Source organism: Massilia forsythiae (assembly GCF_012849555.1).
Taxonomy (GTDB): domain Bacteria; phylum Pseudomonadota; class Gammaproteobacteria; order Burkholderiales; family Burkholderiaceae_D; genus Telluria; species Telluria forsythiae.
On record NZ_CP051685.1, the window covers coordinates 1,050,713 to 1,076,508 of the forward strand.

Sequence of the window (25,796 nt, forward strand, 5' to 3'; positions counted from 1 at the left end):
ATCACACTACGCCGTACTGTTGGCGGTAAGCCGCCACCGCCTCGCGGTGCTCGCCCAGCGACGCATCCGCCGACAGGTAGCCGAACAGGTCTTCCAGGTTGGCGATCGAGATCACCGGAATGCCGTAGGTGTCGCTGACTTCCTGCACCGCCGACAGCGGCGACAGCACGCCGTCCTTGCCGCCGCGCTCCATGCGGTCCAGCGCGATCAGCACTGCCGCCGGTTCGGCGCCGGCGGCGCGGATCATGGCCACCGATTCGCGCACCGAGGTGCCGGCCGAGATCACGTCGTCGATGATCACGACCTTGCCCGTCAAGCCGGCGCCGACGATGGTGCCGCCTTCGCCGTGGTCCTTGGCTTCCTTGCGGTTGTAGGCGAACGCCGTGTCGCGGCCCTTGGCGGCCAGCGCTACCGCGGTCGCGCTGGCCAGCGTGATGCCCTTGTAGGCAGGACCGAACAGCATGTCGAACTCCACACCGGAATCGAGCAGGGTCTGGGCATAGAACTGCGCCAGCTGGCCCAGCGTGGCGCCGTCGTGGAACAGGCCGGCGTTGAAGAAATACGGCGACTGGCGCCCCGCCTTGGTGGTGAATTGGCCGAACTTCAGCACTCCCGTCGCGACCGAAAACGCGATAAACTGTTGACGCAAGTTACTCACAATCACCTCATCGAAATCAAATGGCTGTATTTTAATCCGAGGACCTGTTGCACGTCCCCGCAGCCTTCGTTCGCCTTCTCCTTCCCATGCCACGAATTATCTCCGCCAACCTGAACGGCATCCGTTCCGCCCACAAGAAGGGCTTCTTCGACTGGCTCGCCAAACAGGATGCCGATTTCATCTGCGTCCAGGAATTGAAAGCCCAGCAAGCCGACATGACCGAGGAATTTCTCGCGCCGCACGGCTACCACGGCCATTTTCATTACGCCGCCAAGAAGGGCTATTCCGGCACCGGCGTCTACAGCCGCAGTAAGCCGGACACCGTCAAGACCGGCTTCGGCTGCGTCGAATTCGACGACGAGGGCCGCTATGCGCGCGCCGACGTCGGCGACCTGACGGTGATCTCGCTGTACTGCCCGTCCGGCTCGTCCTCGCCGGAGCGACAGCTGGCCAAGTTCCGCTTCATGGAAGCCTTCCTGCCGCATTTGCAGCAATTGCAGGCCGAAGGCCGCGAAGTCGTCATCTGCGGCGACTGGAACATCGCGCACAAGGAAATCGACCTCAAGAACTGGAAGAGCAACCAGAAGAATTCCGGTTTCCTGCCGGAAGAGCGCGCCTGGATGACGCGCATCTTCGACGAACTCGGGCTGGTGGACGTGCACCGCGGCGTCAACCAGGAAGCCGAGCAGTACACCTGGTGGAGCAACCGCGGCCAGGCCTGGGCCAAGAACGTCGGCTGGCGCATCGACTACCACATCGCCACCCCGGGCATCGCCGCCAGGGCGCACGCGGTCTCGATCTACAAGGACCAGCGTTTTTCCGACCACGCGCCCTTGATCATCGACTACGCGCTGTAACGCCCTGGGCCGGCTACCCGCGGCGGGTGGCCGGCCGTTCGCTGCGCGGCGCAAGACCCTTGTTTTGTCGTAAATGCGCGAATCCGCACGCTTCCTGTCGTGCAGGGCCGGCTTTGTTGATATGATCTGGCCGACAAAGTTTCCTGGCGGATATATTTAGACCATCCAAGCCGCCTCCACGCCTCTTGCCGCCGCACCGACCGCCATGATCCGAACCCGCACCGTCACGTCCTCCCTCCACGACCTGGAGCCGGTTTGGGCCGATTCCCTCCCTGTCAGCCTGTCCGCCGGCCTGGCGGCGGCGGCGCCGGGCGGCGCCATGGGCGTCGTCTCGGCGACGGCCGCCGCCGTGTCCGCGGACATCGCGGCGACGACGGGCGGCATGCCGCCCTCCCTGTCCAAGGCGATCACGAGCGGCACCGCGGCGCATACCAGCATCGACCTCGTCTTCGACATGGCGATGGCGGTCGCCAACCGCGGCGGCGTCGTCACCATCACCGACGGCACGGTCCAGACCGTGATCGACCGCGCCACCGGCAAGCCGGTCATGCGCGTGACCGGCGCCACCGACACCCATACCGTTTCCGCCGCTAGCCTGGTGGTCGACGGCAACAACGTCAAGCTGGACGTGGCCGGCCTGCTGCCGGGCCACACGTACAGCGTGGTGATGGCGGCCGGCGTACTGGCGTCCGGCGAGCAGGTCGCCTTCGGCGGCGTGCGCTCGACCACGCAACTGCGCTTCACCACGCCGGAGGCGGGCGATGCCACGGCGCCGACCGTGGCGTCGATCGAGACCAGCGGCAATGCACTGGCGGCCGGCGCCCCGGTGGCGCTGACCATCCACTTCTCGGAAGCGGTGCCGGTCCTGGCGCAGGCGGCGCTGCAGGCGCCCAACGCGGTGCTGTCCGGCCTGTCCACCAGCGACGGCGGCCTCACCTGGCATGTCACCCTGAGCGCGCCGGCCACGCCGGTCGCGGCCGCCGCCAACCTGCTCACGCTCGACATGGCGCAAGTGCGCGACGCAGCCGGCAATGCCGGCGCCGGCAGCAGCACCCTGCTCACCTACGCAGTCGACAGCGTGGTCGGCGCGTACGTTTCGCCGGACCTGCGCATCGAGGACAGCGGCATCGACGGCGCCGACGGCATCACCAACGCCGCCGCCCAGCGCGTGCAGGGCCGTTTCGTCGGCGAGGTGGCGGCCGGCCAGTACGTCGAACTGACCATCGACGGCCAGGTGCATAAGGTGCAGCCGGCGGCGTCCGCTACCGAACCCGGCGTCAAGGTCTGGTCCTACGACGGCGGCGCGGCGGTCTTCGGCGACGGCGTGCACACGCTGTCCGCGCGCCTGGTGGATGCCGACGGCCATGCCAGCGCCGCCGCGACCCGGCAGGTCACGGTCGACACCACGGGGCCGCAGGTGGTGGCCGCGCCCGGCCAGCAATCGGCCACGGTCGACGTGGCCGGCGATCTGGTCGTCACCTTCGACGAAGCGGTGTACTGGAGCGGCGCCGCCGCGACGGATCAGGGCGTCGACCTGGTGAACAAGCTGGGCGGCAGCACGCACCTGGCGCCCGGCGCCATCGTTTTTTCGAGCGATCATAAAAGCCTGGTCATCGGCGCCAACCAGCACCAGCTGGCCGGCGGCAACGATTACACGCTCACCCTGGCGGGCCTGGTCGACAAGGCGGGCAACCTGCCGGGCGCCTATGCGATCGCCTTCCACACGGGCGGCACCTACGTCGACGTGACGCCGCCGACCGCGCTCGCAGCCACCAGCGCGGACGGCGGCCTGCACGGCATCGGCCAGACGGTGACGATCCGCGTCGGCTTCGACGAGGCGGTACGCCTGGCGGACGGCGCGGCAACCACGCTGGCCCTGAGCAATGGCGCGCGCGCCGTGGTCGACCATATCGAGCCGGACCAGCACACGCTGGTGCTGCGCTACACGGTGGCGGCCGGGGATGGTGACAGCGATGCGCTCGGCTTCCAGCCGGCCAGCCTGGCGGGCATGGTCACCGACCTGGCCGGCCATGCGCTCGACGCCAGCCACATCGCGTTCGAACACCTGGCCGCCGTCAACGCGGCCGGCGTGGCGGTGCCGGTGCGCATCGACGCCCATGCGCCGGCGGCGCCGGCGGCGCCGCAGCTGGCCGCCTGGTCCGACAGCGGCGTCGCCGGCGACGGCGTCACCAACGTCCTGTATCCGGCGATCGTCGGCAGCGGCGCCGAACCGGGCGCGCACATCAAGCTGTATGCCGGCGCCACCGAAATCGGCTCGACCGACGCCGGCGCCGACGGCAGCTGGACCGTCCTCGACAGCGGGCTGAACAAGGCCGGCACCTACGCCTTGAGCGCCGTCCAGGTCGATGCCGCCGGCAACGCCAGCGCGGCCTCGGCCGCGCTCCAGCTCACCCTCGCCGCGACCGGCATCTTTGCCGCGCCCACGCTCGCCGCGGCCAGCGACAGCGGCCTGTCCGACCACGACGGCATCACCAACCAGCAGGTGCTGACGCTGTCCGGCGCGGGCACCGGCAAGAAGGTGTTCGTCTACGACAACGGCAAGCTGCTGGGCGCCGCCACCGACACCCCGGACGGCAGCTGGACCTACACCACGCCGGCGCTGGCCGAAGGCAAGCATTCGCTGTACGTGCGCCTGGTCGGCATCGGCGGCGGCAGCGACAATTATTCGGACGCGCTGGCGGTCACCATCGATACCAGGGCGCCGAACAAGCCGAACCGGCCGCAACTGGACGCGGCCAGCGATACCGGCGTGTCGGCCAGCGACGGCATCACCAAGGACAATACCCCGACCCTGAAGGGCAGCGCGGCGGAAGACGGCGGCAAGGTCGAAGTCTACGACGGCGCCAGGCTGCTCGGCAGCGCCGACGTCGGCGCCGACCGCGCCTGGTCGTTCACGGTCGCCGACGCGGCGGCGCTGGCCGACGGCAGCCACGCGCTGACGGTGCGCCAGGTCGACGTGGCCGGCAACCGCGGCGCCGCCTCGGACGCCCTGGCGATCACGATCGACACCAAGGCGCCGACCATCGTCGCGACCAAGTCGACGGGGATGCTGTTCCAGAACTGGTTCAACATGGAGTTCAGCGAAAAGATCGTGTTCGCCAAAAGCGGTTCGATCGACGTCTACAACCTGTTCAACATGCCGGTCGCGCACCTCTCGGGCGACGTGCAGACCAACTGGGACATCGCGTCCAATGCGCAAGGCGTGGCGAGCGTGCTGGAAATGAACTTCTTCACCTTTACCGGCGCCTTCCACCTGGCGATGAACGACGACGCCCTCCAGGACGTGGCCGGCAACGTGGCCATCATCGGCAGCGGCAACTTCAGCACCTTCGGCATGTAATTCAGTCCGGCGCCGGCCAGTCCAGCGTGCGCTGGCTGGCGAAGCTGCGTGGCGCGCCGGTCAGCGGGTCGTCGAAGCCGATGGCGCGCGCCAGCAATTGCAGCGGCGCCGAGAAATCGTCGCCCTTGCACGGCAGTGCCACCGGATAGAAGGCGTCGTTCAGGATCGGCGCCCCCATCGAGGCCATGTGCAGGCGCAATTGATGCTTGCGCCCGGTGTGCGGATGCAGGCGGTAGCGCGCCACGTCACCGCGCTGTTCCAGCAGCTCGACCAGGGTTTCCGAATTCGGCGCGCCCGCCTCTTCGCGCATGACGAAGAACTTGTCGCCGTCGACCATGCGGCTGCGATAAGTGAACGGGTAGCTGCGTCCCGGCAGCGGCCGCGCCAGCGCCTCGTACACCTTGCGGATGCTTCTCTTCTGGAACATCGACTGGTAGATGCCGCGCGTGGCGAGGTTGTGCGAAAAGATGACCACGCCGGCGGTCTCGCGGTCGAGGCGGTGGATCGGCGTCAGGTGCGGCAGGTCGAGCCGGCCCTTCAGGCGCACCAGCAGCGATTCGCGCAGGAAGCGCCCGGTCGGGATCATCGGCACGAAATGCGGCTTGTCCACCACCACCAGGTGTTCGTCGCGAAACAGGATGGTTTCCTCGAACGGGATCGGGGTCTCCTCGTCCAGCTCGCGGTAGTACCAGATGCGCATGCCCTGGCGCACCGGGCTGTCCGGCTGCAAGACGTTGCCCTTGGCGTCGACCACGTCGCCGCGCGCCAGCCGCTCGATCCAGGACGGGCCGCCGACGCCGGCGAAGCGCCCTTCCAGGAAGGCCAGCATGCCGCCGGGACGGTCTTCCGTGATCCACAGGTAGCTGGGGGCGACGCCGCCGCGCAGCGGCAGCGGCACGAAGGCATTGGCTTCGGCCTGGTGGCCCTTGCGGATGAAACGCGCCATGCGGCTCCTGGTTGTGTGGGAAAGTGCGTCAGCGCGCGGCGACGCTGGTGCGGTACGGCGGCAGGCGGTCCACCGCGGTGCCCTTGGCGCGCGCGTACAGCGGCAGCAGCACGTCCATGTGGTCCTGGATCTGCTCGATGCGGTTGGCGCCGCCCGGGTGGGTCGACAGCAATTCGATCGGCGCGCCGCGCTCGTTCAGCGACGCCATCTTGTTCCACAACGCGATGCCGGCGCGCGGATCGTAGCCGGCGCGCGCGGCGATGTCCAGGCCGACCAGGTCGGCTTCGCGTTCCTCGTCACGCGAGAATCGCAACACGACCAGTTGGCCCGCCGTGTTCGCTAGGCCGCGCACGTCGTAGCCGGACCAGGCCGACACCAGCGCGCCGGCGGCGCTCGTGAACAGCCCGGTGGCGGTCGATTTGCTCTGGCGGTCGCGCCCGTGCTCGCGCAGCGCGTGCGCGATCTCGTGGCCCATCACGGCGGCGATCTCGTCGTCGGTCAGATTCAATTTGTCGATGATGCCGGTATAAAAGCCGATGCGCCCGCCCGGCATGCAAAAGGCGTTCACCTGGCTGGACTGCACCAGGTTGACCTGCCACTTCCACCCCTGCGCGGCCGGGTTCCAGCGCGTGGTGTGCGGGATGATGCGCTGGGCGATGGCGCGCAGGCGTTTCACCTGCGGATCGTTCTCGGCCACCAGCACGCCCTTTTCGCGCGCCTGCGACATCATGGCCGTGTACTGCTGGGCGGACTGGTCGTTGATCGCCTGTTCCGGCGCGGTGATGTTGCGCCAGGTGCTGTTCTTGAGCGGCTTGACGGCGATGCCGTCCTGAACCACCTGCGGGGCATTCTGGGCCTGGCGGCCATCCTGGGCCAGCGCCGGCGCCGTGCCGAGCGCGGCGCTCAGGGCGAGGATGACGGCGGCGTGTTGATGCTTGAAAAACATGGTCATGTCGATACTCCGGGATGCGTTCTTGTCAACATCGATGTTCGCAGAAAGTGCGTATGTACAGCACACGATAGATGAGTGCAAGATGTGGCAGATGGCACAAGCACACCGTCGTCCCCGCGCAGGCGGGGACCCATACTTCGCCTCCGAAGTCCATTATTCAACAGTGCCACAATGTCTGGCTATGTCGAATTCTGATGCTCGGCATGGGTCCCCGCCTGCGCGGGGACGACGACGCGGTTACGCGACGACCAAGTCCTTCTTGCGCAACCTGAACACCGCCAGGCTGCCGCGCAAATTCGGCAGGAACGACACCGGCTTTCCCTCCGCCAGCGCCACGTATTCCAGCACTTCCAGCCCGCACTTCTCGGCCAGGTCCTTGAAGTCGTGGATGGTGGCGTAGCGCACGTTGGGCGTGTCGAACCACTGGTACGGCAAAGAGCGCGACAACGGCATGCGGCCCTTCAGCAGCGACACCCGGTGCGGCCAGTAGGCGAAGTTGGGAAAGGAGACGATGGCTTCCTTGCCGACCCGGACGATGTCGCGCAGGCGCGCCTCGACGTGCTGCATCATCTGCAGCGAGGACAGGCACAGCACCATGTCGAAGGCGTTGTCGCCGAACAGGTCCAGGCCCTGCTCCATGTCGTGCTGGATCACGTTGATGCCGCGCCGGGTGCTTTCCAGCACCTTGTCGTCGGCGATCTCGACGCCATAGCCGGTGCAGCCCATGCCGCGCTCCAGGTAGCGCAGCATGGCGCCGTCGCCGCAGCCGACGTCCAGCACGTGGGCGCCCTTGTTCACCCAATGGGCGATGAACGCCAGGTCGGGACGCAGGGTGCTCAGGTCTTCGAATTTCATGCGGCCTCCCTGGCGGCGACGGCAGCGATGCCCGTGGCGCACTCTTCCCACACGCGCTCGTAATAGGCGCGCACGATGTTCATGTAGCGCGCGTCTTCCAGCAGAAAGGCGTCGTGGCCGTGCGGCGCATCGATCTCGGCATAGGTCACCTTGCGCCGGTTGGCCAGCAGCGACTGCACGATCTCGCGGCTGCGCTCGGGAGAAAAGCGCCAGTCGGTGGTGAACGAGGCGATCAGGTACTGGGCGCGCGTGCCGGCCAGCGCCTTGTCCAGGCTGCCGCCGTGGGCGCGCGCCGGGTCGAAGTAGTCGAGCGCCTTGGTGATCAGGAGATAGGTGTTGGCGTCGAAGTACTCCGAGAACTTGTCGCCCTGGTAGCGCAGGTAGGATTCGATCTCGAAGTCGATGCCGAAGCCGAATTTGTAGTCGTTGCCCTCGGCGGCGTTGCGCAGCTTGCGCCCGAACTTTTCCGCCATGTCGTCGTTCGACAAATACGTGATGTGGCCGACCATGCGCGCCACCTTGAGGCCGTTCTTCGGCACCACAGCGTGCTCGTAGAAATCGCCGCCGCGGTAGTCGGGGTCGGTCAGGATCGCCTGGCGCGCCACGTCGTTGAAGGCGATGTTCTGGGCCGACAGCTTGGGCGTGGAAGCGATCACGATGCAATGGCGCAGGCGGTCGGGGAACATGATGCTCCAGGCCAGCGCCTGCATGCCGCCCAGCGAGCCGCCCATTACCGCCGCGAAGCGTTCGATGCCGAGCCGGTCCGCCAGGCGCGCCTGGGCCGCCACCCAGTCCTCGACCGTCACCACCGGGAACGCGGCGCCGTAGGGTTTGCCCGTCGCCGGGTTGGTGTGCATCGGCCCGGTCGAGCCGAAGCAGGACCCCAGGTTGTTGATGCCGATGACGAAGAAGCGGTCGGTGTCCACCGGCTTGCCCGGCCCGACCATGTTGTCCCACCAGCCGGCGCTCCTGGGGTCGCCGGCGTAGTGGCCGGCCACGTGGTGCGATGCGTTCAGGGCGTGGCAGATCAGGACGGCGTTCGAGCGGTCGGCATTCAGCGTGCCGTAGGTTTCGTACATCAATGTGTAGTCGCCGATCGATGCGCCGCTTTGCAGCGGCAGCGGCTCGGCGAACTGCATCGCCTGGGGTGAAACGGTTCCGAGAGATCCCATGGATTCTTTATTTCTTGTGTCTTAGAGCGACTGCAGCTGCTCCACGGCGTCGGCGATCGCCGCCGGTTCCATGGTGCGCAGGATGCGCCGGGTGCGCGCGGCCAGGCGGGTCAGGTCGCTGCCCAGGATTTCCTGCTTGACCGCCGGCAGCTGGGCCGGATGCATCGAGAATTCGCGCAGGCCCATGCCGAGCAGCAGGCGCGTCAACTTGGTGTCGCCGGCCATCTCGCCGCACACGGCGACGTCGATGCCGGCCTTGTTGCCGGCGTCGATGGTCATCGCGATCAGGCTCAGCACCGCCGGGTGCAGCGGATTGTACAGGTGCGCCACCTCGTAGTCGACGCGGTCGATGGCCAGCGTGTATTGAATGAGATCGTTGGTGCCGATCGACAGGAAGTCCATGCGCCTGACGAACATCGGCAGCGCCAGCGCGGCGGCCGGGATCTCGATCATGGCGCCGACCTCGATCGCCTCGTCGAACGCCACGCCCTGCTCGCGCAGCTGCGCCTTGGCTTGCGCGATCATGTTCAGGGTCTGGTCGATCTCGAAGGCGTGCGCCAGCATCGGGATCAGGATGCGCACCTTGCCGAAGCTGGACGCGCGCAGGATCGCGCGCAGCTGGGTCAGGAACAGCTGCGGCTCGGCCAGGCAATAGCGGATCGCGCGCAGGCCCAGCGCCGGATTCAATGCGGTGTGCTCGGCCTGGTCGAGCGGCTTGTCGGCGCCGACGTCGAGCGTGCGGATGGTCACCGGGCGGCCCTTCATCGCCAGCACCGCCTTGCGGTACTGCTCGAACTGCTCGTCCTCGTCGGGCACCCGCAAGCCCTGGGCGCCACGGCCCATGAACAGGAATTCGGAGCGGAACAGGCCGACCCCGACCGCGCCCGCCTCCAGCGCCGGCGCGCAATCGTCGGGCAGCTCGATGTTGGCCAGCAGCGTGATCGCGGTGCCGTCCTTGGTCACCGCCGGGGTCTTCTTCAGCTTCAGCAGGCGCTTGCGCGCCTTGACCAGCGCGGCCTGGCGCGCGCGGTACTGTTCCAGCACCAGCGTGCTCGGGTTGCAGATCACCACGCCTGCGTCGCCGTCGACGATCACCCAGTCGTCCTGCTCGATCAGGCGCGAGGCCTGGCTCATGCCGACCGCGGCCGGAATGTCGAGGCTGCGCGCCACGATCGCGGTGTGCGAGTTCTGGCCGCCGACGTCGGTGACGAAGCCGACGAAGGAGCGGTCGCGGAAGGCCAGCATGTCGGCCGGCGAGATATCGTGGGCGACCACGATCATCTGCGGCTGGTAATGGTCTTCGCCGGGCGCCGGCGGCGGCGGCGCGTGCAGCTCGGTGCCCATCAGCACCTTCAATACGCGCTCGGCCACCTGCTGGATGTCGTGCTTGCGCTCGCGCAGGTAGGCGTCCTCGATCTCGTCGAATTGCGCCGACAGCTCGTCGATCTGGGTCACCAGCGCCCACTCGGCGTTATAGTGGCGCGAGCGGATGATGTCGAGCGGCGCCTCCGAAATCATCGGGTCCGACAGGATCAGCACGTGCACGTCGATGAAGGCGCCCAGTTCGGTCGGGGCATCCTTGGGCAGCTCGGTCCACAGCGCCTGCAAATTGCGGTGCACCTCGCCGATCGCGTGCTGCAGGCGTTTTACTTCGGCCTCGACCTGCTCTTCCGGCACCAGGTAATGCTTGACGTCGAGCGCGGCCGGCGTGAGCAGGTGCGCGCGCCCGATCGAGATCCCGCGCGAGACCGGAATGCCGTGCAGTGTGAAGGGCGCCATCGAGGGTCCCGAAGAAAAGCGTCCGGCGCGCGATTCCGGCATCAGGCCACCGCCCCGGCGCGGTTCAGGGTCGGACGGTTGGCGGCGGCCATCATTCGCCTTCGCCGAACTTGTCGTTGATGAGGGCGGTGAGCGCGTCGATGCACTGCTGCTCGTCGGCGCCGTCGGCTTCCAGCGTGACCTTGGCGCCCTTGCCGGCAGCCAGCATCATGACGCCCATGATCGACTTGGCGTTGATGCGGCGGCCATTGCGCGTCAGCCAGACGTCGCTCTGGAATTTGGCGGCCAGCTGGGTGAACTTGGCGGAAGCGCGGGCGTGCAGGCCCAGCTTGTTGACGATCTCGAGTTCCTGTTGAATCATGTTCTAGTTATCTTTTCGCTTCGGTTTAAGAACTGCAAAAGAACTGCAAAAAAGCCGGCTAGCCGACCCGGATCCGGTTGTCCACCCGCACCGCGCCGTTCTGGGCGCCGGCCAGGGCCATCTCGACCACCACGTCGAGGGTATCGCGCCGATACGTGATCGCGCGCAGCAGCATCGGCAGGCTGATGCCCGCGATGACTTCGACCCGGCCCGGATTGGCCAGGCAGTTGCAGCAATTCGAGGGCGTGCCGCCCTTGATGTCGGTGATGACCAGCACGCCGTCGCCGTCGTCCAGGCGCGCGATGGCTTCCCGCGACAGCCGGTTGACTTCATTGGTGTCCTGGTCCGCGGTCACGTCGATCGCCTCGACGCGCTCGACCGGGCTGCGGAACACGTGCGCCGCCGCGGCGATGAATGCCTGACCCAGCGGCGCGTGGGTCATCAGCAAGATGCCTACCATATCAATTTCCCGTGACCGCCCGTTCGAGCGCGTCGATGAACATGCCGGCCACGTTGAAACCGGTCTGGTCGGTGATCTCCTGGAAGCAGGTCGGGCTGGTGACGTTCACTTCGGTCAGAAAATCGCCGATCACGTCCAATCCTACCAGCAACAAGCCGCGCCCGGCCAGGATCGGCCCCAGGGTTTCCGCGATCTCGCGGTCGCGCTCGGAAATCGGCTGGGCCACGCCGACGCCGCCGGCCGCCAGGTTGCCGCGCACTTCGCCTCCCTGCGGAATGCGCGCCAGCGCGAACGGCACCGGCTTGCCGCCGATGACCAGCACCCGCTTGTCGCCCTTGACGATCGCCGGGATGTACTTCTGGGCCATGATGGTGCGGCGGCCGAGGTCGGTCAGCGACTCGATGATGGCGCCCAGGTTGAGGCCGTCGTCGCGCACGCGGAAGATGCCGGCGCCGCCCATGCCGTCCAGCGGCTTGAAGATCACGTCGCCGTGCTCGGCGTGGAAGGCGCGCAGGCGCGTGGCCGACGACGACACCAGGGTCGGCGAGGTGAACTGGGTAAATTGGGCGATCGACAGCTTTTCGTTGTGGTCGCGGATGGCGGACGGTTTATTGAACACGCGGGCACCCTGGCGCTCGGCCAGTTCCAGCAGATAGGTGCCGTAGATGTATTCCATGTCGAACGGCGGGTCCTTGCGTTCGAGCACGGCGTCGAACTCGGACAGGTGCACGGTCTCGGTGCCGACCACGGTATACCAGTCGTCGGCGTCGCCGGTGAGGGTGATCTCGGTCGCCTCGGCGCTCACCACGCCGCCCTCCAGCACCATCCGGTGCTGCTCGAAGGCATAGATCCGGTGGCCGCGGCTTGCCGCTTCGCGCATCATCGCGAAGGTCGAATCCTTGTAGGTCTTGAAGCCGGACAGCGGATCGGCGAGAAAAGCGATTTTCATGTTGGTTCCAATCTGGTCAATGCCTCGATTTTAGCCGGAAACACGGATGTTCGCGGAAACCCGGGCATTGGCGGCAGGCGCACCCCGGCATCCCATTCCACTTGGCAAAAAGTCATCTATGTAGTGGGCGTTTGCGCACTCTCAAGCGAATGCGCGGTGCTGTTGGGAAGATGGCGGACGGGGAGGCGTTCGATGAGCAACCAGGCCGAACAGGAACGTATCAATCACGTCTATCGCCAGTGGCATGGCGGCGCGGCGCTCGACCGCTATGCGTGGCACCGTCCGGAAATCGTGCGCCAGGCGGCGGCGCGTGCGCGCGTGCTGGCCGCGTTGCTGCCGGCCACCGTCGGCCGCGACTTGTCCGCCGTGCGCGCCATCGACATCGGCTGCGGCAACGGCGCCTTCCTGCGCCAGCTGATCGACTGGGGCGCCCTGCCCGCGCACCTGGCCGGCACCGAACTTCAACCGGACCGCCTGGAACACGCCCATGCGCACACCGCACCCGGCGTGCGCTGGCACCTGGGCCAGCTCGACGATTTTGCCGACGCCAGCGTCGACCTGGTCAGCGCGCACACGGTGTTTTCATCGATCCTGGACGAAGACCTGCGGCGCGCGCTGGCGGCGCAGATGTGGCGCGTGTTGCGCCCGGGCGGCTGGACCATGATCTTCGATTTCCGCTACGACAACCCGCGCAACCCCAATGTACGCAAGGTCAGCGACGTCGAACTGCTGCGCTTCTGGCCGACCGAGACCCGGCACTACCGCACGCTGGTGCTGGCCCCGCCGCTCGGCCGCGTGCTGGCGCGCCTGCCGCGGCTGCTGCCCGAACTGCTGGAAACGCTGGTGCCGCCGCTGCGCTCGCATTTCGTCTACATGGCGAAAAAAGAATGACGTATTGATTTCCGTGCGCAGGTCGTCCGCGAATCAATAGATTTCCGGATCCGGATCGGTACGTTCCATTTCCAGCGACGCCGCCAGCAGCGCCAGGCGCGCTACCACGCCGTACACGTAAAACCGGTTCGGCGCGGCCGTGCCCGGCTTGGCGGCGAAATCCGGCATCGCATGCTGCTGGGCGAACGCCAGCGGCACGTACTCCGAACCCGGCGCATTCAAGTTCTGGTCCACGCCGCGCTCGGCATGCACGCGATAGAAACCGCCGACCACGTAGCGGTCGATCATGTACACCACCGGTTCCGCCACCGCATCGTTGATCGATTCGAAGGTCGGCACGCCTTCCTGGATCACGATGTCGGTGACGGTCATGCCATCCTTGACCACCGACATCTTGCTGCGCTGCTTGCGGGTGAGGTCCTTCAGTTCGCTCGCATCCTTGACCGTCATCACACCCATGCCATAGGTGCCGGCGTCGGGCTTGACGATGACGAACGGCTTCTGGTCCTTCATGCCGTATTCCTTGTACTTCTTCTTGATCTTCGACAGCAGCGCCGTGACGTTATCGGCCAGACACTCCATGCCGGTGTCTTCCTCGAAGTTCACCTCGCCGCACTTGCTGTGCAGCGGATTGACCAGCCACGGATCGATCTCGATCAGCTTGCCGAACTTCTTGGCCACTTCGTCGAGCGCCTTGAAGTGGTTGCTCTTGCGCCGCACCGCCCAGCCGGCATGCAGCGGCGGCAGCAGCGATTGCTCGTGGATGTTTTCCAGCGAGGACGGAATGCCGGCCGACAGGTCGTTGTTCAGCAGGATCGTGCATGGATCGAAGTCGGCCACGCCCACGCGGCGGCCGTTGGCCGAGCGCACCAGCGGCTCCACCACCAGCATGTTCCCATCGGGCAGCGCCAGCGGCGTCGGCTGGGTCACGTCCGGCGACAGCGAACCGAGGCGGATGTTCAGGCCGGTCTGGCGGAAGATCTGCATCAGGCGCTGCACGTTCTGCAGGTAGGACGGGCTGCGCGGATGGGTTTCCGGCACCAGCACCAGGTTGCGCGCGTCCGGACAATACTTGTCGATCGCCGCCATCGCCGCCTGCACGATCAGCGGCAGCATCTCGGTCGACAGGTGGTTGAAGCCGCCGGGGAACAGGTTGGTGTCCACCGGCGCCAGCTTGTAGCCGGCATTGCGCAGGTCCACCGAGCAATAGAACGGCGGCGTATGCTCCTGCCACTCCAGCCGGAACCAGCGCTCGATGGCGGGGGTGGCTTCCAGGATCTTCTTTTCCAGGTCCAGCAGGGGACCATTCAAGGCGGTGGCGAGGTGGGGAACCATGGTGACGTCCTTCTTGGGCTTCTTTGGGGGATCGGGTAGCGCACATGGTGGCGGCGTTCCGTTTTTTAAAGATACCTTATTCCAATTGAATGAAAAAGCGCCCCGCAGGGCGCTTCAGGCTGCTACCGTCGAAACGACGCTGCTCAGGAGTGGTAAGCCGACTCGCCGTGGCTGGTGATGTCCAGGCCTTCGCGTTCGGCGTCCTGTTCCACGCGCAGGCCGATCACCGCGTCGACGATCTTGTAGGCGATGAACGAGACCACCGCCGACCAGATGATGGTGGTGCCGACCGCTTCGGCCTGGATCAGCAGCTGGCTGCCGATGGAATACGGATCGGCCGCCATCTTGTTGGTGGTGTAGTCGAAGATGCCCTGCCCGCCCAGCTGCGGCGCCGCGAACACGCCGGTCAGCAGCGCGCCCAGGATGCCGCCCACGCCGTGCACGCCGAACACGTCGAGCGAGTCGTCGGCGCCGATCAGGCGCTTCAGGCCGTTCACACCCCACAGGCAGACGATACCGGCCAGCAAGCCCATGACCAGCGCGCCCATCGGGCCGACGAAGCCGCAGGCCGGGGTGATCGCCACCAGGCCGGCCACCGCGCCCGAGGCGGCGCCCAGCATCGACGGCTTGCCCTTGGTGATCCATTCGCCGAACACCCACGACACGGTGGCGGCAGCGGTGGCCAGCAGCGTGTTGATGAAGGCCAGCGCGGCGACATCGCCGGCTTCCAGCGCCGAACCGGCGTTGAAGCCGAACCAGCCCACCCACAGCAGCGACGCGCCGATCATGGTCATGGTCAGCGAGTGCGGCGCCATCGATTCGCGGCCGAGGCCGATGCGCTTGCCGATCAGGATCGCGCCGACCAGGCCGGCCACGGCGGCATTGATGTGCACCACGGTGCCCCCGGCGGTGTCGAGCGCGCCCTTCTGCCACAGCCAGCCGCCCTTGGCGGTCTCGGTGGCGAGCGAGGCGGCGGTGATCGCGTCCGGACCGGTCCAGAACCAGACCATGTGGGCGATCGGCAGGTAGCCGAAGGTGAACCACAGCACCACGAAGGCCAGCACCGCCGCGAAGCGGGCGCGTTCGGCGAAGGCGCCGACGATCAGGCCGCAGGTGATGGCGGCGAAGGTGCCCTGGAAGGCGACGAAGATGAACTCCGGAATCACCACGCCCTTGCTGAAGGTGGCGGCGGTGCTGAACGCGGCCTTGGCCGGGTCCCAGATGCCTTTCAGGAACACCCTGTCCGTGCCGCCGATGAAGGCATTGTTCTCGGTGAACGCGAACGAATAGCCGTACAGGCACCACAGCACGATGATGACGGAAAAGATCATGAAGATCTGCATCAGCACCGACAGCATGTTCTTGGCGCGCACCAGGCCGCCATAGAACAGCGCCAGGCCGGGAATCGTCATCATGATGACGAGTAAGGTCGCCACGAACATCCAGGCGGTGTCGCCTTTTTGCGGGGCGGGTGCGGCGGCCGGGGCGGCGGCCGGCGCCGCGGTGGTGGCTACGGTGGCGGCTGCGGGCGCAGCGCTCGCCGGCGTTGCGGCGGCCGGTGCCGCGGCGGCCGGGGCCGTGGTTGCCGGTGCCGCAGCGGCCGGCGCGGCGTCCTGGGCCATGGACGGCGCCGCAACGCCGAGCGCCATGGCGACGGCCAGGCCGGCGAACAGTTTGGTGATGGTATGCGTCATCGGGTTCCCCTTACAGCGCATCGTTGCCGGTCTCGCCGGTGCGGATGCGGATTACCTGCTCCAGATTGGAGACGAAAATTTTGCCGTCACCGATCTTGCCGGTGCGCGCGGCGCCCTGGATGGTGTCGATCACCTGGTCGACGATGGCGTCGTCCACGGCGGCCTCGATCTTGGTCTTCGGCAGGAAGTCGACCACGTATTCGGCGCCGCGGTACAGCTCGGTGTGCCCTTTCTGGCGGCCGAAACCCTTGACTTCGGTCACCGTGATACCCTGCACATTGATTTCCGAGAGCGCTTCGCGGACCTCGTCGAGCTTGAAGGGTTTGATGATGGCGGTGATCATTTTCATGCTATTGCCTCTTCAGAAAGTTTTTGAAACGGTGAGCAGTGCCGCCGACTTGCCCAGGTTTTCCCTGGATGGACTCAGGTAGGCATTGCTGTCGGCCTTGATATAGGCCAGTGCGACCGAGCACACGCCCAAGTCCTTGGTCACGCCGAGCTTGTAGTCGGTGTACGACAGCGAACCGTTGTGACGCAGGCGCTGTCGCCCGATATGCAGGTTCAGGGTGAAGCCGTTGCTGATATCGACATTGGCGCCGGCGTCGAGATAGCCGCTGCCCTTGCTATCGGCGGTGCCGAACAGGTTGGTCAGGGAATGCGAGTACTTGATGTAGGCCGGGCCGTAGCCCAGCTGGCCGTATACCTCGAAGGTGTTGGCGTTCGGGCCGAGGCCGTTATTCGGATAGAAGTAGTACAGTCCGCCGACGTCGTAGGTCACGTCCGCGCTCAGGTTGCCGCGCTTGCCGCCATAGATATCCCATTCCACGTCGCCGCTGCCGCCCAGGTCCTTGGTCCACTTGATGGTGGACAGCCAGGTGCCCACGTACACACCGGTCGGGTTGTGCACGTAGTCGGCGCCGCCCTGCAGCGCCGGATCGAGGCGCGACTGCGACACGCCGCGGTAACGGTAGTCGCTGGTCAATGCGGCATTGAAACTGACTTCGTTGTCCGGCTTTTGTTCCTGGGCGCCGGCGGGCCCGATGGTGAGAGTCCAGAGACATGCTGCCAGGACCGTGGCCTGGGGCCACCTGGTGTTACGACACTTCATTCGACACCCCCTTGTTTGAACATCTTCTTTGTTTGCGGTTTACAATCCGGTTGCGCTCCTGCCGCCATGTGTTCGATTGTTGATTTAGCAGGATGCGTGCCACCCCGAATGTGGCGGACGGTCCTTGTTTTCGCATGGCCTATCCCCATTTCTGGTTTCAAAAACGACAAACCGCAATGGCCCGCGTGTGCCAAATGGGTGCGCGCACCAATTCAGGCATGCGTGCACCGTGACGGTGCGCCCGGCGCCGACTCAAGGACAGAACAATGAATAACTTCTTCAACGACCTGCAAGGCAAGATCAACCAGGCGATCGACAATTCGCCGGCCAAGGACATCGAGCGCAACGTCAAGGCGATGATGACGCAGGGTTTCTCGAAGCTGGACCTGGTCACGCGCGAGGAATTCGACATCCAGGCGCAGGTACTGGCCAAGACGCGCGCCAAGCTGGACGCGCTGGAAGCGCGCGTGGCGGAACTGGAAGCCAAGCTATCCACGCCGGTCACCAAGATCTGACCGACCTTCCGGCGCAACGGATACGGCTGTTGCGCGGTCGAAGGGAGGAAGCCGCCGGCGCGTGCCGGCCGGCGTCAGCGCACCATCAGGCGGCGCAGCAGGCGCCACGCCGCGAATGCCGCCGCGCCCGCGAGGCTGACCGCGGCGGTGATGGCGACGGTATAGCCCGGCAGGTTGGTCCAGCCGGCAGCATCGGCCGCGAACACCAGTCCCGCCACCAGCACGGTTTGCGCCGGCCATAGCAGGCGCAGCGAACGGAATACGGTCAGGTCGCCCCTGAACCACAGCCGCCGCGCCACCAGAAACGACGGTCCCCATAGCAGGCAGAACAGGGCGCCCAGGATCGCGACGGTCAGGATCAGTTTCGGCATTGCGGTAACGTTGGATGGCGTGTCGGTCCGCTACCTTACCAGAGCGCCGGCTGCGCCAGGCGCGCACGGCTGTTCCCGCGCAAGGAAGTGCGGCGACGGCATCCTAAGATGTGGCGTCACCATGGATGCCAAGGAACCCCGATGAGTCTCGCCGTCGTCAAGAGCCGCGCACTGGCCGGCATGCAGGCGCCGGCCGTCAGCGTCGAGGTGCACCTCGCCAACGGCTTGCCGGGCATGCACATCGTCGGGCTGCCGGACACCGAGGTGCGCGAAGCCAAGGACCGGGTGCGCGCGGCGCTGCAGAACTCCGGCTACGAGGTGCCCAACCGGCGCATCACCATCAATCTGGCGCCCGCCGACCTGCCGAAAGAGTCGGGCCGCTTCGACCTGCCGATCGCCCTCGGCATCATGGCCGCGTCCGAGCAGATTCCGGCCAGGCAATTGGAGCGCTACGAGTTCGCCGGAGAATTGTCGCTGTCGGGCGAACTGCGGCCGGTGCGCGGCGCCCTGGCGATGAGCTTCGCCATGCACCGCGCCGGGGCCGGCCGCCCTTGCGCCTTCGTGCTGCCGGCAGCCAACGCCGACGAGGCCGCGCTGGTGGCCGATGCGGAAATCTATCCCGCGCGCACCCTGATCGAGGTCTGCTCCCACCTCGCCGCCAAGGGCAACGATGCGCTGCTGGCGCGCCACCGTCCGCCCACGCCGGATGCCGCGCCGCGCTATCCGGATTTTGCCGACGTCAAGGGCCAGCAGCACGTCAAGCGCGCACTGGAAGTGGCGGCGGCGGGGCTGCACTCGGTGCTGCTGATCGGCCCGCCGGGCGCCGGCAAGAGCATGCTGGCCTCGCGCTTTCCCGGGCTGCTGCCGCCGATGCGCGAGGAAGAAGCGCTGGAAACGGCGGCGATCCAGTCGCTGGCCGGCAGCTTTTCGGCCGCCCAGTGGCGCCGCCGTCCCTACCGCACGCCGCACCACACCAGTTCCGGCGTGGCCCTGGTCGGCGGCGGCAGCAATCCACGTCCGGGGGAAGTGTCGCTGGCGCACCATGGCGTGCTGTTCCTGGATGAGTTGCCGGAGTTCGACCGCAAGGTGCTCGAGGTACTGCGCGAACCGCTGGAATCCGGCGAGATCACGATCTCGCGCGCGGCGCGCCAGGCCGACTTTCCCGCCAGTTTCCAATTGGTGGCGGCGATGAATCCCTGTCCCTGCGGCTGGCTGGGCCATCCGTCGGGCCGCTGCCGCTGCACGCCGGACGCGGTGCAACGCTACCAGGACCGCATTTCCGGCCCCCTGCTCGACCGCATCGACATCCAGATCCCGGTGGCGGCGATGGCGCCCGACGCCATGGCGCTGCTGGCCGACGGCGAAGCCAGCGCCACGGTCGCCGCGCGCGTCGGACGGGCGCACGCCCTGCAGCTGGCGCGCCAGGGCAAGGCCAACCAGCGCCTCGGCACGCGCGAGATCGACCTGCATTGCGAGCTCGACGCCGCCGCCGGCCATCTATTGCGCGAAGCGATGCAAAAGTTGCACTGGTCGGCGCGCGCGTATCACCGGGTATTGCGGGTGGCGCGTACGGTGGCCGACCTGGCTGCCTCCAGCCAGGTGCAGGCGCAGCACGTGGCGGAAGCGATCCAGTACCGGCGCGGCTTGTCCGGACAGTAGCCGGAAATGATACCGCCGAGCGCCTGCGCTGGCCGCCGTCCTGTTACCATCTCGGCATGACGATCCTATTCCTGCCGGCGCTGTCCTCGTCCTTGGCACGGCTGTACCGGCGGCCGCGTGCGCGGCTGCGCGGCATGCTGCTGCTGCCCCTGCTGGTGCTGATCGCGGCGTGCAGTCCGAAATACAACTGGCGCGACTACACCGCTGCGGATGCGTCCTACCGCGTCCTGTTCCCGGCCAAGCCGTCCAGCACCACGCGCGAGATCGACCTGGACGGGATGAAGGTACGCATGACGATGGCGGCGGCCGAAGTCGACGGCGCGACCTTCGCGGTCGGCGCGGCCGAGGCGCCGGATGCGGCGCGCGCGCAGGCGGCGCTGGAAGCGATGAAGCTGGCGCTGCTACGCAATATCGGCGCCGACGGCGCCGCCACATCGGCATCGGCCTCGGCTTCCTCGTCCGCCGGGGACGGCAAGCGCGACACCCGCGCCAGCAGCGACATCGACGCGACCGGCACCAGCCGTGGCCGACCGATGCGCCTGGTCGGCCACTTCGAGGCGCGCGGCAAGCGCTTCTTCCAGGTCATCGTGGTCGGCCCCGCGCCGGCGCTGCCGCCGGAACAGGTCGAGCAATTCCTCACTTCCTTCAGCGTGCTTTGAATCCATGACCTCTCCTGCCCTCGCGTTGCGCGCGCTGCGCAAGAACTTCGGCCGCCCCGCAGTCGACGGCCTCGATCTCACCGTGCGGCGCGGCGAGCTGTACGCCCTGCTCGGTCCCAACGGCGCCGGCAAGACCACCACCTTGCGCATGGTTACCGGCCTGCTGGCGCCGGACGCCGGCCAGGTCGAGGTGTTCGGCATCGACATGGCGCGCGACCCGGCCGCCGCCAAGCGCCGCATCGCCTACCTGCCGGACGACCCGATGTTGTACGGGAAACTGAAACCGACCGAATACCTGGAATTCGTGGCCGGCCTGTGGGGCTTGCGCCCGGAGCAGGCCGAGCCGGAAGCGCGGCGCCTGCTCGACTGGCTCGACCTGGCCGGGCACGCGCATGAATTGACGGAAGGATTTTCGCGCGGTATGAAGCAGAAGCTGGCCCTGGCCGGCGCCCTGATCCACGCACCGGAACTGCTGATCCTCGACGAACCGCTCACCGGGCTGGACGCAGCGGCGGCGCGCCAGGTCAAGGACCTGCTGCTGGCGCACGTCGCCAAGGGCGGCACCGTGATCCTCACCACCCACATCCTCGAAGTGGCGGAACGGCTGGCCCAGCGCATCGGCATCATCCGCCAGGGCCGCCTGATCGCCGAGGGCACGCTCGCCGAACTGCGCGCGCGTACCTTGGGCGGGAGCCTGGAAGACGTGTTCCTGCAGTTGACGGAGCGGGCGTGAAGGCCGCGCCTGGCAGCACACTGTGGCTGCTCGCCCACGAGCTGCGCCTGTCCTGGTACGGCGCCGCACTGAACAAGGGCGGCAAGCGCCGTCCCGGCCTGCGCGCCATCGTGGCCTGGCTGCTGGGGTGGACGTTCCTGCACGCGTTCGCCTATATCCTGTTGCGGCCGCTGCAGGCGGACGGCCTGCACGATGCGCGCCTGGCGGTGCTGGCCGGCGCCGCGCTGCTGGTCTGCGCGACCTTCATGCTGTCCAATGCGCTCAAGGCCAGCGTGCTGGCCCTGTTCGAGCGCGGCGACCTCGACCTGCTGCTGTCGTCTCCATTGCCATCGCGCACCATCTTCACGGTGCGCCTGCTCGGCGTGACGGCGGCCACCGCCGCCATGTTCCTGTACCTGCTGGCGCCGCTGGCCCACGTCGGGCTGGCCCTGGGTCAGCCGCGCTGGATCGCCATCTATCCGGCCGTGACGGCAGTGGCGGCGCTGGCTGCCTGCGCCGCCATGCTGCTGACGCTGGCGCTGGTGCGCCTGTTCGGGGCGCGCCGCACCCGCACGATCGCCCAGGTGGTGGCGGCCATCGCCGGGGCGCTGCTGTTCCTGCTCTCGCAGGCCTACAACCTGGTCTCTCACGAAGCCGGCGACGGCGGCGCCGCGCGCGTCATGCGCTCCCTGGCGCAAGGCGGCATGCTCGGCCCCGATAGTCCGCTGTGGCTCCCGGGCCGCGCCGCGCTGGGCGAACCGGCGCCGCTGGCAGGCCTGGCGCTGCTGGCCCTGGCTGCCATGCTCTTGACGGCCGGACGCACCCACCGTTTCTTCGTGCGCGGCCTGCAGCAGGCGGCGGGCATGGCACACGTGAGCGCAAGGCCGGCCGGAGCGGCGCGCTACCGCTTTCGCAGCAGCCTGTTCGACACCGTGGTGGTCAAGGAGTGGCGCCTGATCGCACGCGATCCGCATCTGGTCTCGCAGGTGCTGCTGCAGCTGGTGTATCTGCTGCCGCTGCTGCTGCTGATCCTGCGCGGCGGCGGCTCGCTTCCGGCCATCGGCGCCGGCCTGACGCTGCTGTGCAGTTCGCTTACCGGGTCGCTGGCATGGATCGTCATCTCCGCCGAGGATGCGCCCGACCTGCTGCTATCCGCGCCTGCGGCGCAGCGCACCATCCGCCTGGCCAAGCTGGCCGCGGCCGCCATGCCGGCCCTGCTTCTGGTGGCGCTGCCGCTGCTGTGGCTGGTCGCGCGCACGCCGGTGCCGGGCCTCCTGATCAGCTTTACGGCCACCGGCGCGGTGCTGGGTTCGGCGTTGATCGTGCTGTGGGTAGGACGCCCGGCTGCGCGCAGCGATTTCAAGGCGCGCGGCAAGGAAAACTTCCTGTGTACCTTCTTCGAACTGCTGTCCAGCCTGGCGTGGGGCGGCATGGCCTGGGCGCTGGTCGCTCTGGCGACGGATGCACCGGCCTGGGCGGCGGCCACCGCCGCGTTCGCGCTGGCCGCCGCGCTGGTGATCTTGCTGTTCTCCTGGCTGTTCCGGCGCCGCGGAGTCTGAGCGATGCGAAGAGAGAGAGGCCTGAAAGATGCGTCCGCCAGGTGCGGCCGCGCACCGACGCGCCTTTTCGAGTCGTGATATCGTTTGCCTACTCATGATTAGAAGAGACAACTATGCTGATTACTTTTAAATCCAAGGCCTATCCGAACGTCCTGATGTACCAGGAACACGCGAAACGCATCCTCGACCTGCTGCACAAGGACAGCGAACGCGGCGTCATCACCGCCGAGGAATCGTCACGCGCCGTCGACCTGCTCGAGCACGAAATCGAAGAAAGCCGCAAGCACCAGGCGACCGACGAGATGGAGCAGGACGTCAAGGCGCATCACGGCGACCATCCGGACGGCGAGCACGAGCCGATCGAAGCGGTGAGTTTCTCCACGCGCGCCTATCCGCTGCTCGAAATGCTGCGCGCTGCCCGTGACCAGGGCAGCGACATCCTCTGGGGGGTGTAAGCAAAAGCGCCGCATCCGCTTGCCGCGGTTGCGGCGCCGCTATTGCGTTGCCAGCGCACTGGTAACGTGTTGACAACGCGCGCGTTCGCAGAACGACGGTTCGCTTGAACCGTTGCCAGTCACCGTAGCGCGTCAGGACGCGCCTGCATGCTCGATCTCGTCGAACGCGAGCGCGACCCGGTTCTTGCCGCTTCCCTTGGCCTGGTACATCGCCTGGTCGGCGCGCGCCAGCAGGCGGGTCGGGTCTTGCACCTGATGCGGATGCTGGATGGCCAGGCCGATGCTGGCACCGACCTGGATGCCACCGCTGCCGAGCACGAACGGCCGCGTCAGCTGGGACAACAGAAATTGCGCCTTGTGTTCGGCTTCCTGCCGATCGTTGACGAGGTCCAGGATCACCACGAATTCGTCGCCGGCCAGGCGCGCCACCAGGTCGGTCTCGCGAATGCTGTACAAGATGCGTGTACCGAACTGGCGCAGCAATTCATCCCCTTCTTCATGACCGCGCGTATCGTTGACGGTCTTGAAGCCATCCATGTCCAGGAACATGACGGCGCATGGGCGCTTCAGCCGGGCCGCACGCGCCATCGCTTCCGGCAAGGCCTGCATCAATGCGCGCCGGTTCGGCAAACCGGTGAGCACGTCACGCATCAGCAGTTGCTGCAGTTCGGCGGTCCTGGCCGCCACCGCATCTTCCAGCCGCGCGTTCATGCGCTCGAGGTCGGCCTGGTGGTTGCGCTCGCTGCGAATCAGGCCGCGCAGTGCATCGGACAGGACTTGCGCTTCATGGAAACCGTGCACTTCGGGGATCGCCGCCGGCCCTGCCTTGTCGGGCGCATGGGCGACGTGTTCGATGGCATGGCTGAGTACCTTGAACGGCGCCACGATGCGGCGCGCCAGCACGGCGGCAGCCGCCGCCAGGACGGTTGCCAGGACCAGGCTGACGCCCAGCGCGCGCCGCTCGAACGCGTGTGCCGACGCCATCGCAACTGCCTCGGTCTGGCGTACCAGGACCGCCCAGCGCAGGCTGGTGCGATCGCCGCTGTGCCCGGTCAGGCTGTAGCCGGTCACGTAGGTGCGGCCATCCGGCCAGCGTTCCATCAGAGCGCCGGTCTTGCCTTGCCGCGCAAGCGCCAGGCTGTCGGTGGCGATGCGCTTTTCGAGAATATCGGCCGGGCCGAGCAGTACCACGCCGTCGCCCCGCACCACGATGATCTCGGCGCCGAAGTCGCGCAGCGCCGGCGTCAGCAACCCCTGTGCAAGAGAACGCGCCCAATCCCAGCTCAGGTGGATGGCCAGCACGCCTCGCAATTTGCCGTCCGCATCGCTGATCGGACCGGCGGCATCGACGAAGCGCCAGGGATCGGGCATACGCGGCAACAGTTTGCCCAGCAATATGGCAGGATGGTAATCCTCGACGATCAGTTCACGCTGGCCTGCATGAAACCAGGGCCGTGCCGTGACATCGCGTCCTTCCAGCAGTCCGCCGGTAGCCGCTTGCACCTTACCATCGGGCGTGGCGATACCGATCCAGGCATAGTTCGGAAAATTGCGCTGCAGGTTGTCGATGATGCCGCGTGCATCGGCAGGGTGGTCGATGCGCCGCACGGCCGGTAGCGCGGTCAACAGGTGGACATCACGCACCGTTTGTTCCAGCGTGCGGTCGAGGGAGTCGCGCATTTGCCAGGAAAGTTGCTCAAGACGGAGCTTGGCTTCGACGGTCGCATGGCGGATCGCAAAGTGGTCGACCAGGGTCAATTGCAGCAAGACCGTAATGGCCACGATGAGACAGGTAAACGACACGATCAGGGTGGCCAGACTGAGCAGCCTGGTCGGCTTGCCCGTGGAGGAAGTGTCGCTATCGTGCGTCATGGGGAAACCAGGAATTCATGGATCAAAATGCTATCGCACATGCAGTTTTGACTCCACAAAAAGTTTCCCAAAAACTACATTTTTTGTGAAAATTCACGCAAATGCCGGTCGGTACCTATGTGAATATCCACAAAGCTGTACCGAGGCCTCATGCTATCCGAACAGCGATGTTCAGAATACGGTTTTCAAGAACGTGAGAGGCGACTTGAAAGCAAAAAGCCTGCTGTGCAACGCACATTTGCACTGTCGGCTTTTATTGTTTCAAAACGAAAAACCCCACCGAGAGTGAAGATCTGCACGGCAGATCCGGACGGTGGGGTTTGCTTTTCCAAAAGCAAAAAGCCCCGCACAGTTCACTGAGCGGGGCTTTGCTTATAACTAGCCTGACGATAACCTACTTTCACACTGGTTGCAGCACTATCATCGGCGCAAAGTCGTTTCACGGTCCTGTTCGGGATGGGAAGGGGTGGTACCGACTTGCTATGGTCATCAGGCATGACTTGTACGGGTGCGTCGTGCTGTGCGCGACGCCACCCTAAATCTGGAAGAAGTGTTTTCGGTAATCTGTGGTGTTGCCTGTATCAACAAACAGCCGAACCCTCGTCTCTGGCATGAC

24 protein-coding genes and 1 rRNA gene are annotated in these 25,796 nt (G+C 66.6%); 9 read left to right on the forward strand and 16 right to left on the reverse strand.

Annotated features, from left to right (window positions below):
* Nucleotide 1: 1 nt before the first annotated feature.
* Nucleotides 2-658 carry an orotate phosphoribosyltransferase gene (pyrE, locus tag HH212_RS04520; RefSeq protein ID WP_169434282.1) on the reverse strand — a complete coding sequence of 219 codons (657 nt, stop codon included), beginning with the start codon at nucleotides 656-658 and terminating at the stop codon, nucleotides 2-4.
* A gap of 86 nt (nucleotides 659-744) precedes the next feature.
* Here pyrE and HH212_RS04525 point away from each other — a divergent pair, with 86 nt between their 5' ends.
* Nucleotides 745-1,515 (forward strand): exodeoxyribonuclease III, encoded by a 771-nt coding sequence (locus HH212_RS04525; protein ID WP_169434283.1) that lies wholly within the window; start codon nucleotides 745-747, stop codon nucleotides 1,513-1,515.
* A gap of 205 nt (nucleotides 1,516-1,720) precedes the next feature.
* On the forward strand, nucleotides 1,721-4,876 hold the full coding sequence (locus HH212_RS04530; protein ID WP_169434284.1) for an Ig-like domain-containing protein: 3,156 nt from the start codon (nucleotides 1,721-1,723) through the stop codon (nucleotides 4,874-4,876).
* A 1-nt stretch (nucleotide 4,877) separates the two neighbouring features.
* On the opposite strand, the gene HH212_RS04535 is transcribed toward HH212_RS04530, so the two are convergent.
* From HH212_RS04535 to gshB, 8 genes are all read right to left on the reverse strand, one after another.
* Complete coding sequence (locus tag HH212_RS04535; protein ID WP_169434285.1) at nucleotides 4,878-5,822, reverse strand: pseudouridine synthase; 945 nt, start codon at nucleotides 5,820-5,822, stop codon at nucleotides 4,878-4,880.
* 28 nt (nucleotides 5,823-5,850) lie between these two features.
* Nucleotides 5,851-6,774, reverse strand: coding sequence for a M48 family metallopeptidase (locus tag HH212_RS04540; RefSeq protein ID WP_229217569.1), 924 nt, complete (start codon nucleotides 6,772-6,774; stop codon nucleotides 5,851-5,853).
* A gap of 237 nt (nucleotides 6,775-7,011) precedes the next feature.
* Complete coding sequence (metW, locus tag HH212_RS04545) at nucleotides 7,012-7,629, reverse strand: methionine biosynthesis protein MetW (RefSeq protein ID WP_169434286.1); 618 nt, start codon at nucleotides 7,627-7,629, stop codon at nucleotides 7,012-7,014.
* Entirely contained in the window at nucleotides 7,626-8,801 is a 1,176-nt protein-coding gene (gene metX / locus HH212_RS04550) for a homoserine O-succinyltransferase MetX (RefSeq protein ID WP_169434287.1), read from the reverse strand. Before metX ends, metW begins: the two co-directional genes overlap by 4 nt.
* Nucleotides 8,802-8,822: 21 nt before the next feature.
* Entirely contained in the window at nucleotides 8,823-10,580 is a 1,758-nt protein-coding gene (gene ptsP, locus HH212_RS04555) for a phosphoenolpyruvate--protein phosphotransferase (protein ID WP_169434288.1), read from the reverse strand.
* 91 nt (nucleotides 10,581-10,671) lie between these two features.
* A complete protein-coding gene (locus HH212_RS04560) occupies nucleotides 10,672-10,941 on the reverse strand; it encodes an HPr family phosphocarrier protein (RefSeq protein ID WP_169434289.1) in 270 nt (89 codons plus the stop codon).
* A gap of 58 nt (nucleotides 10,942-10,999) precedes the next feature.
* Nucleotides 11,000-11,401 carry a PTS sugar transporter subunit IIA gene (locus HH212_RS04565; protein ID WP_169434290.1) on the reverse strand — a complete coding sequence of 134 codons (402 nt, stop codon included), beginning with the start codon at nucleotides 11,399-11,401 and terminating at the stop codon, nucleotides 11,000-11,002.
* A 1-nt stretch (nucleotide 11,402) separates the two neighbouring features.
* The gene (gene gshB, locus HH212_RS04570) at nucleotides 11,403-12,350 is read right to left on the reverse strand and encodes a glutathione synthase (RefSeq protein ID WP_169434291.1); all 948 of its coding nucleotides are present in this window, start codon (nucleotides 12,348-12,350) and stop codon (nucleotides 11,403-11,405) included.
* 192 nt (nucleotides 12,351-12,542) lie between these two features.
* Between gshB and HH212_RS04575 the strand changes: the two genes are divergently transcribed.
* Nucleotides 12,543-13,241: a class I SAM-dependent methyltransferase gene (locus tag HH212_RS04575; RefSeq protein WP_169434292.1), complete on the forward strand. Its 699-nt coding sequence runs from the start codon at nucleotides 12,543-12,545 to the stop codon at nucleotides 13,239-13,241.
* A gap of 33 nt (nucleotides 13,242-13,274) precedes the next feature.
* Here HH212_RS04575 and gshA read toward each other — a convergent pair whose 3' ends face one another.
* The 4 genes from gshA to HH212_RS04595 all read right to left on the reverse strand — a co-directional run bounded on the left by gshA (nucleotide 13,275) and on the right by HH212_RS04595 (nucleotide 17,378).
* Nucleotides 13,275-14,576 carry a glutamate--cysteine ligase gene (gene gshA, locus HH212_RS04580; RefSeq protein WP_169434293.1) on the reverse strand — a complete coding sequence of 434 codons (1,302 nt, stop codon included), beginning with the start codon at nucleotides 14,574-14,576 and terminating at the stop codon, nucleotides 13,275-13,277.
* Nucleotides 14,577-14,719: 143 nt separating this feature from the next.
* Nucleotides 14,720-16,270: an ammonium transporter gene (locus HH212_RS04585; RefSeq protein ID WP_169434294.1), complete on the reverse strand. Its 1,551-nt coding sequence runs from the start codon at nucleotides 16,268-16,270 to the stop codon at nucleotides 14,720-14,722.
* A 10-nt stretch (nucleotides 16,271-16,280) separates the two neighbouring features.
* Entirely contained in the window at nucleotides 16,281-16,619 is a 339-nt protein-coding gene (locus tag HH212_RS04590; RefSeq protein ID WP_169434295.1) for a P-II family nitrogen regulator, read from the reverse strand.
* A 12-nt stretch (nucleotides 16,620-16,631) separates the two neighbouring features.
* The gene (locus tag HH212_RS04595) at nucleotides 16,632-17,378 is read right to left on the reverse strand and encodes a TorF family putative porin (protein WP_169434296.1); all 747 of its coding nucleotides are present in this window, start codon (nucleotides 17,376-17,378) and stop codon (nucleotides 16,632-16,634) included.
* A 266-nt stretch (nucleotides 17,379-17,644) separates the two neighbouring features.
* Between HH212_RS04595 and HH212_RS04600 the strand changes: the two genes are divergently transcribed.
* The gene (locus tag HH212_RS04600) at nucleotides 17,645-17,893 is read left to right on the forward strand and encodes an accessory factor UbiK family protein (protein WP_169434297.1); all 249 of its coding nucleotides are present in this window, start codon (nucleotides 17,645-17,647) and stop codon (nucleotides 17,891-17,893) included.
* A gap of 74 nt (nucleotides 17,894-17,967) precedes the next feature.
* Here the strand turns inward: HH212_RS04600 and HH212_RS04605 are convergent, their stop codons facing one another.
* Nucleotides 17,968-18,264, reverse strand: coding sequence for a hypothetical protein (locus HH212_RS04605; protein ID WP_169434298.1), 297 nt, complete (start codon nucleotides 18,262-18,264; stop codon nucleotides 17,968-17,970).
* 141 nt (nucleotides 18,265-18,405) lie between these two features.
* On the opposite strand from HH212_RS04605, the gene HH212_RS04610 reads away from it, so the two are divergent.
* The 5 genes from HH212_RS04610 to HH212_RS04630 all read left to right on the forward strand — a co-directional run bounded on the left by HH212_RS04610 (nucleotide 18,406) and on the right by HH212_RS04630 (nucleotide 23,308).
* Nucleotides 18,406-19,923, forward strand: coding sequence for a YifB family Mg chelatase-like AAA ATPase (locus tag HH212_RS04610; RefSeq protein ID WP_169434299.1), 1,518 nt, complete (start codon nucleotides 18,406-18,408; stop codon nucleotides 19,921-19,923).
* Between the two features lie 56 nt (nucleotides 19,924-19,979).
* On the forward strand, nucleotides 19,980-20,582 hold the full coding sequence (locus HH212_RS04615) for a hypothetical protein (protein WP_229217570.1): 603 nt from the start codon (nucleotides 19,980-19,982) through the stop codon (nucleotides 20,580-20,582).
* Nucleotides 20,583-20,586: 4 nt separating this feature from the next.
* Nucleotides 20,587-21,315 (forward strand): ABC transporter ATP-binding protein, encoded by a 729-nt coding sequence (locus HH212_RS04620; protein ID WP_169434300.1) that lies wholly within the window; start codon nucleotides 20,587-20,589, stop codon nucleotides 21,313-21,315.
* Entirely contained in the window at nucleotides 21,312-22,853 is a 1,542-nt protein-coding gene (locus tag HH212_RS04625) for a hypothetical protein (RefSeq protein ID WP_169434301.1), read from the forward strand. Before HH212_RS04620 ends, HH212_RS04625 begins: the two co-directional genes overlap by 4 nt.
* Before the next feature lie 113 nt (nucleotides 22,854-22,966).
* Entirely contained in the window at nucleotides 22,967-23,308 is a 342-nt protein-coding gene (locus HH212_RS04630) for a DUF1840 domain-containing protein (protein WP_169434302.1), read from the forward strand.
* A 132-nt stretch (nucleotides 23,309-23,440) separates the two neighbouring features.
* Here HH212_RS04630 and HH212_RS04635 read toward each other — a convergent pair whose 3' ends face one another.
* A complete protein-coding gene (locus HH212_RS04635) occupies nucleotides 23,441-25,180 on the reverse strand; it encodes a sensor domain-containing diguanylate cyclase (RefSeq protein ID WP_169434303.1) in 1,740 nt (579 codons plus the stop codon).
* 381 nt (nucleotides 25,181-25,561) lie between these two features.
* Nucleotides 25,562-25,674 (reverse strand): 5S ribosomal RNA (gene rrf / locus HH212_RS04640).
* Nucleotides 25,675-25,796 lie beyond the last annotated feature (122 nt).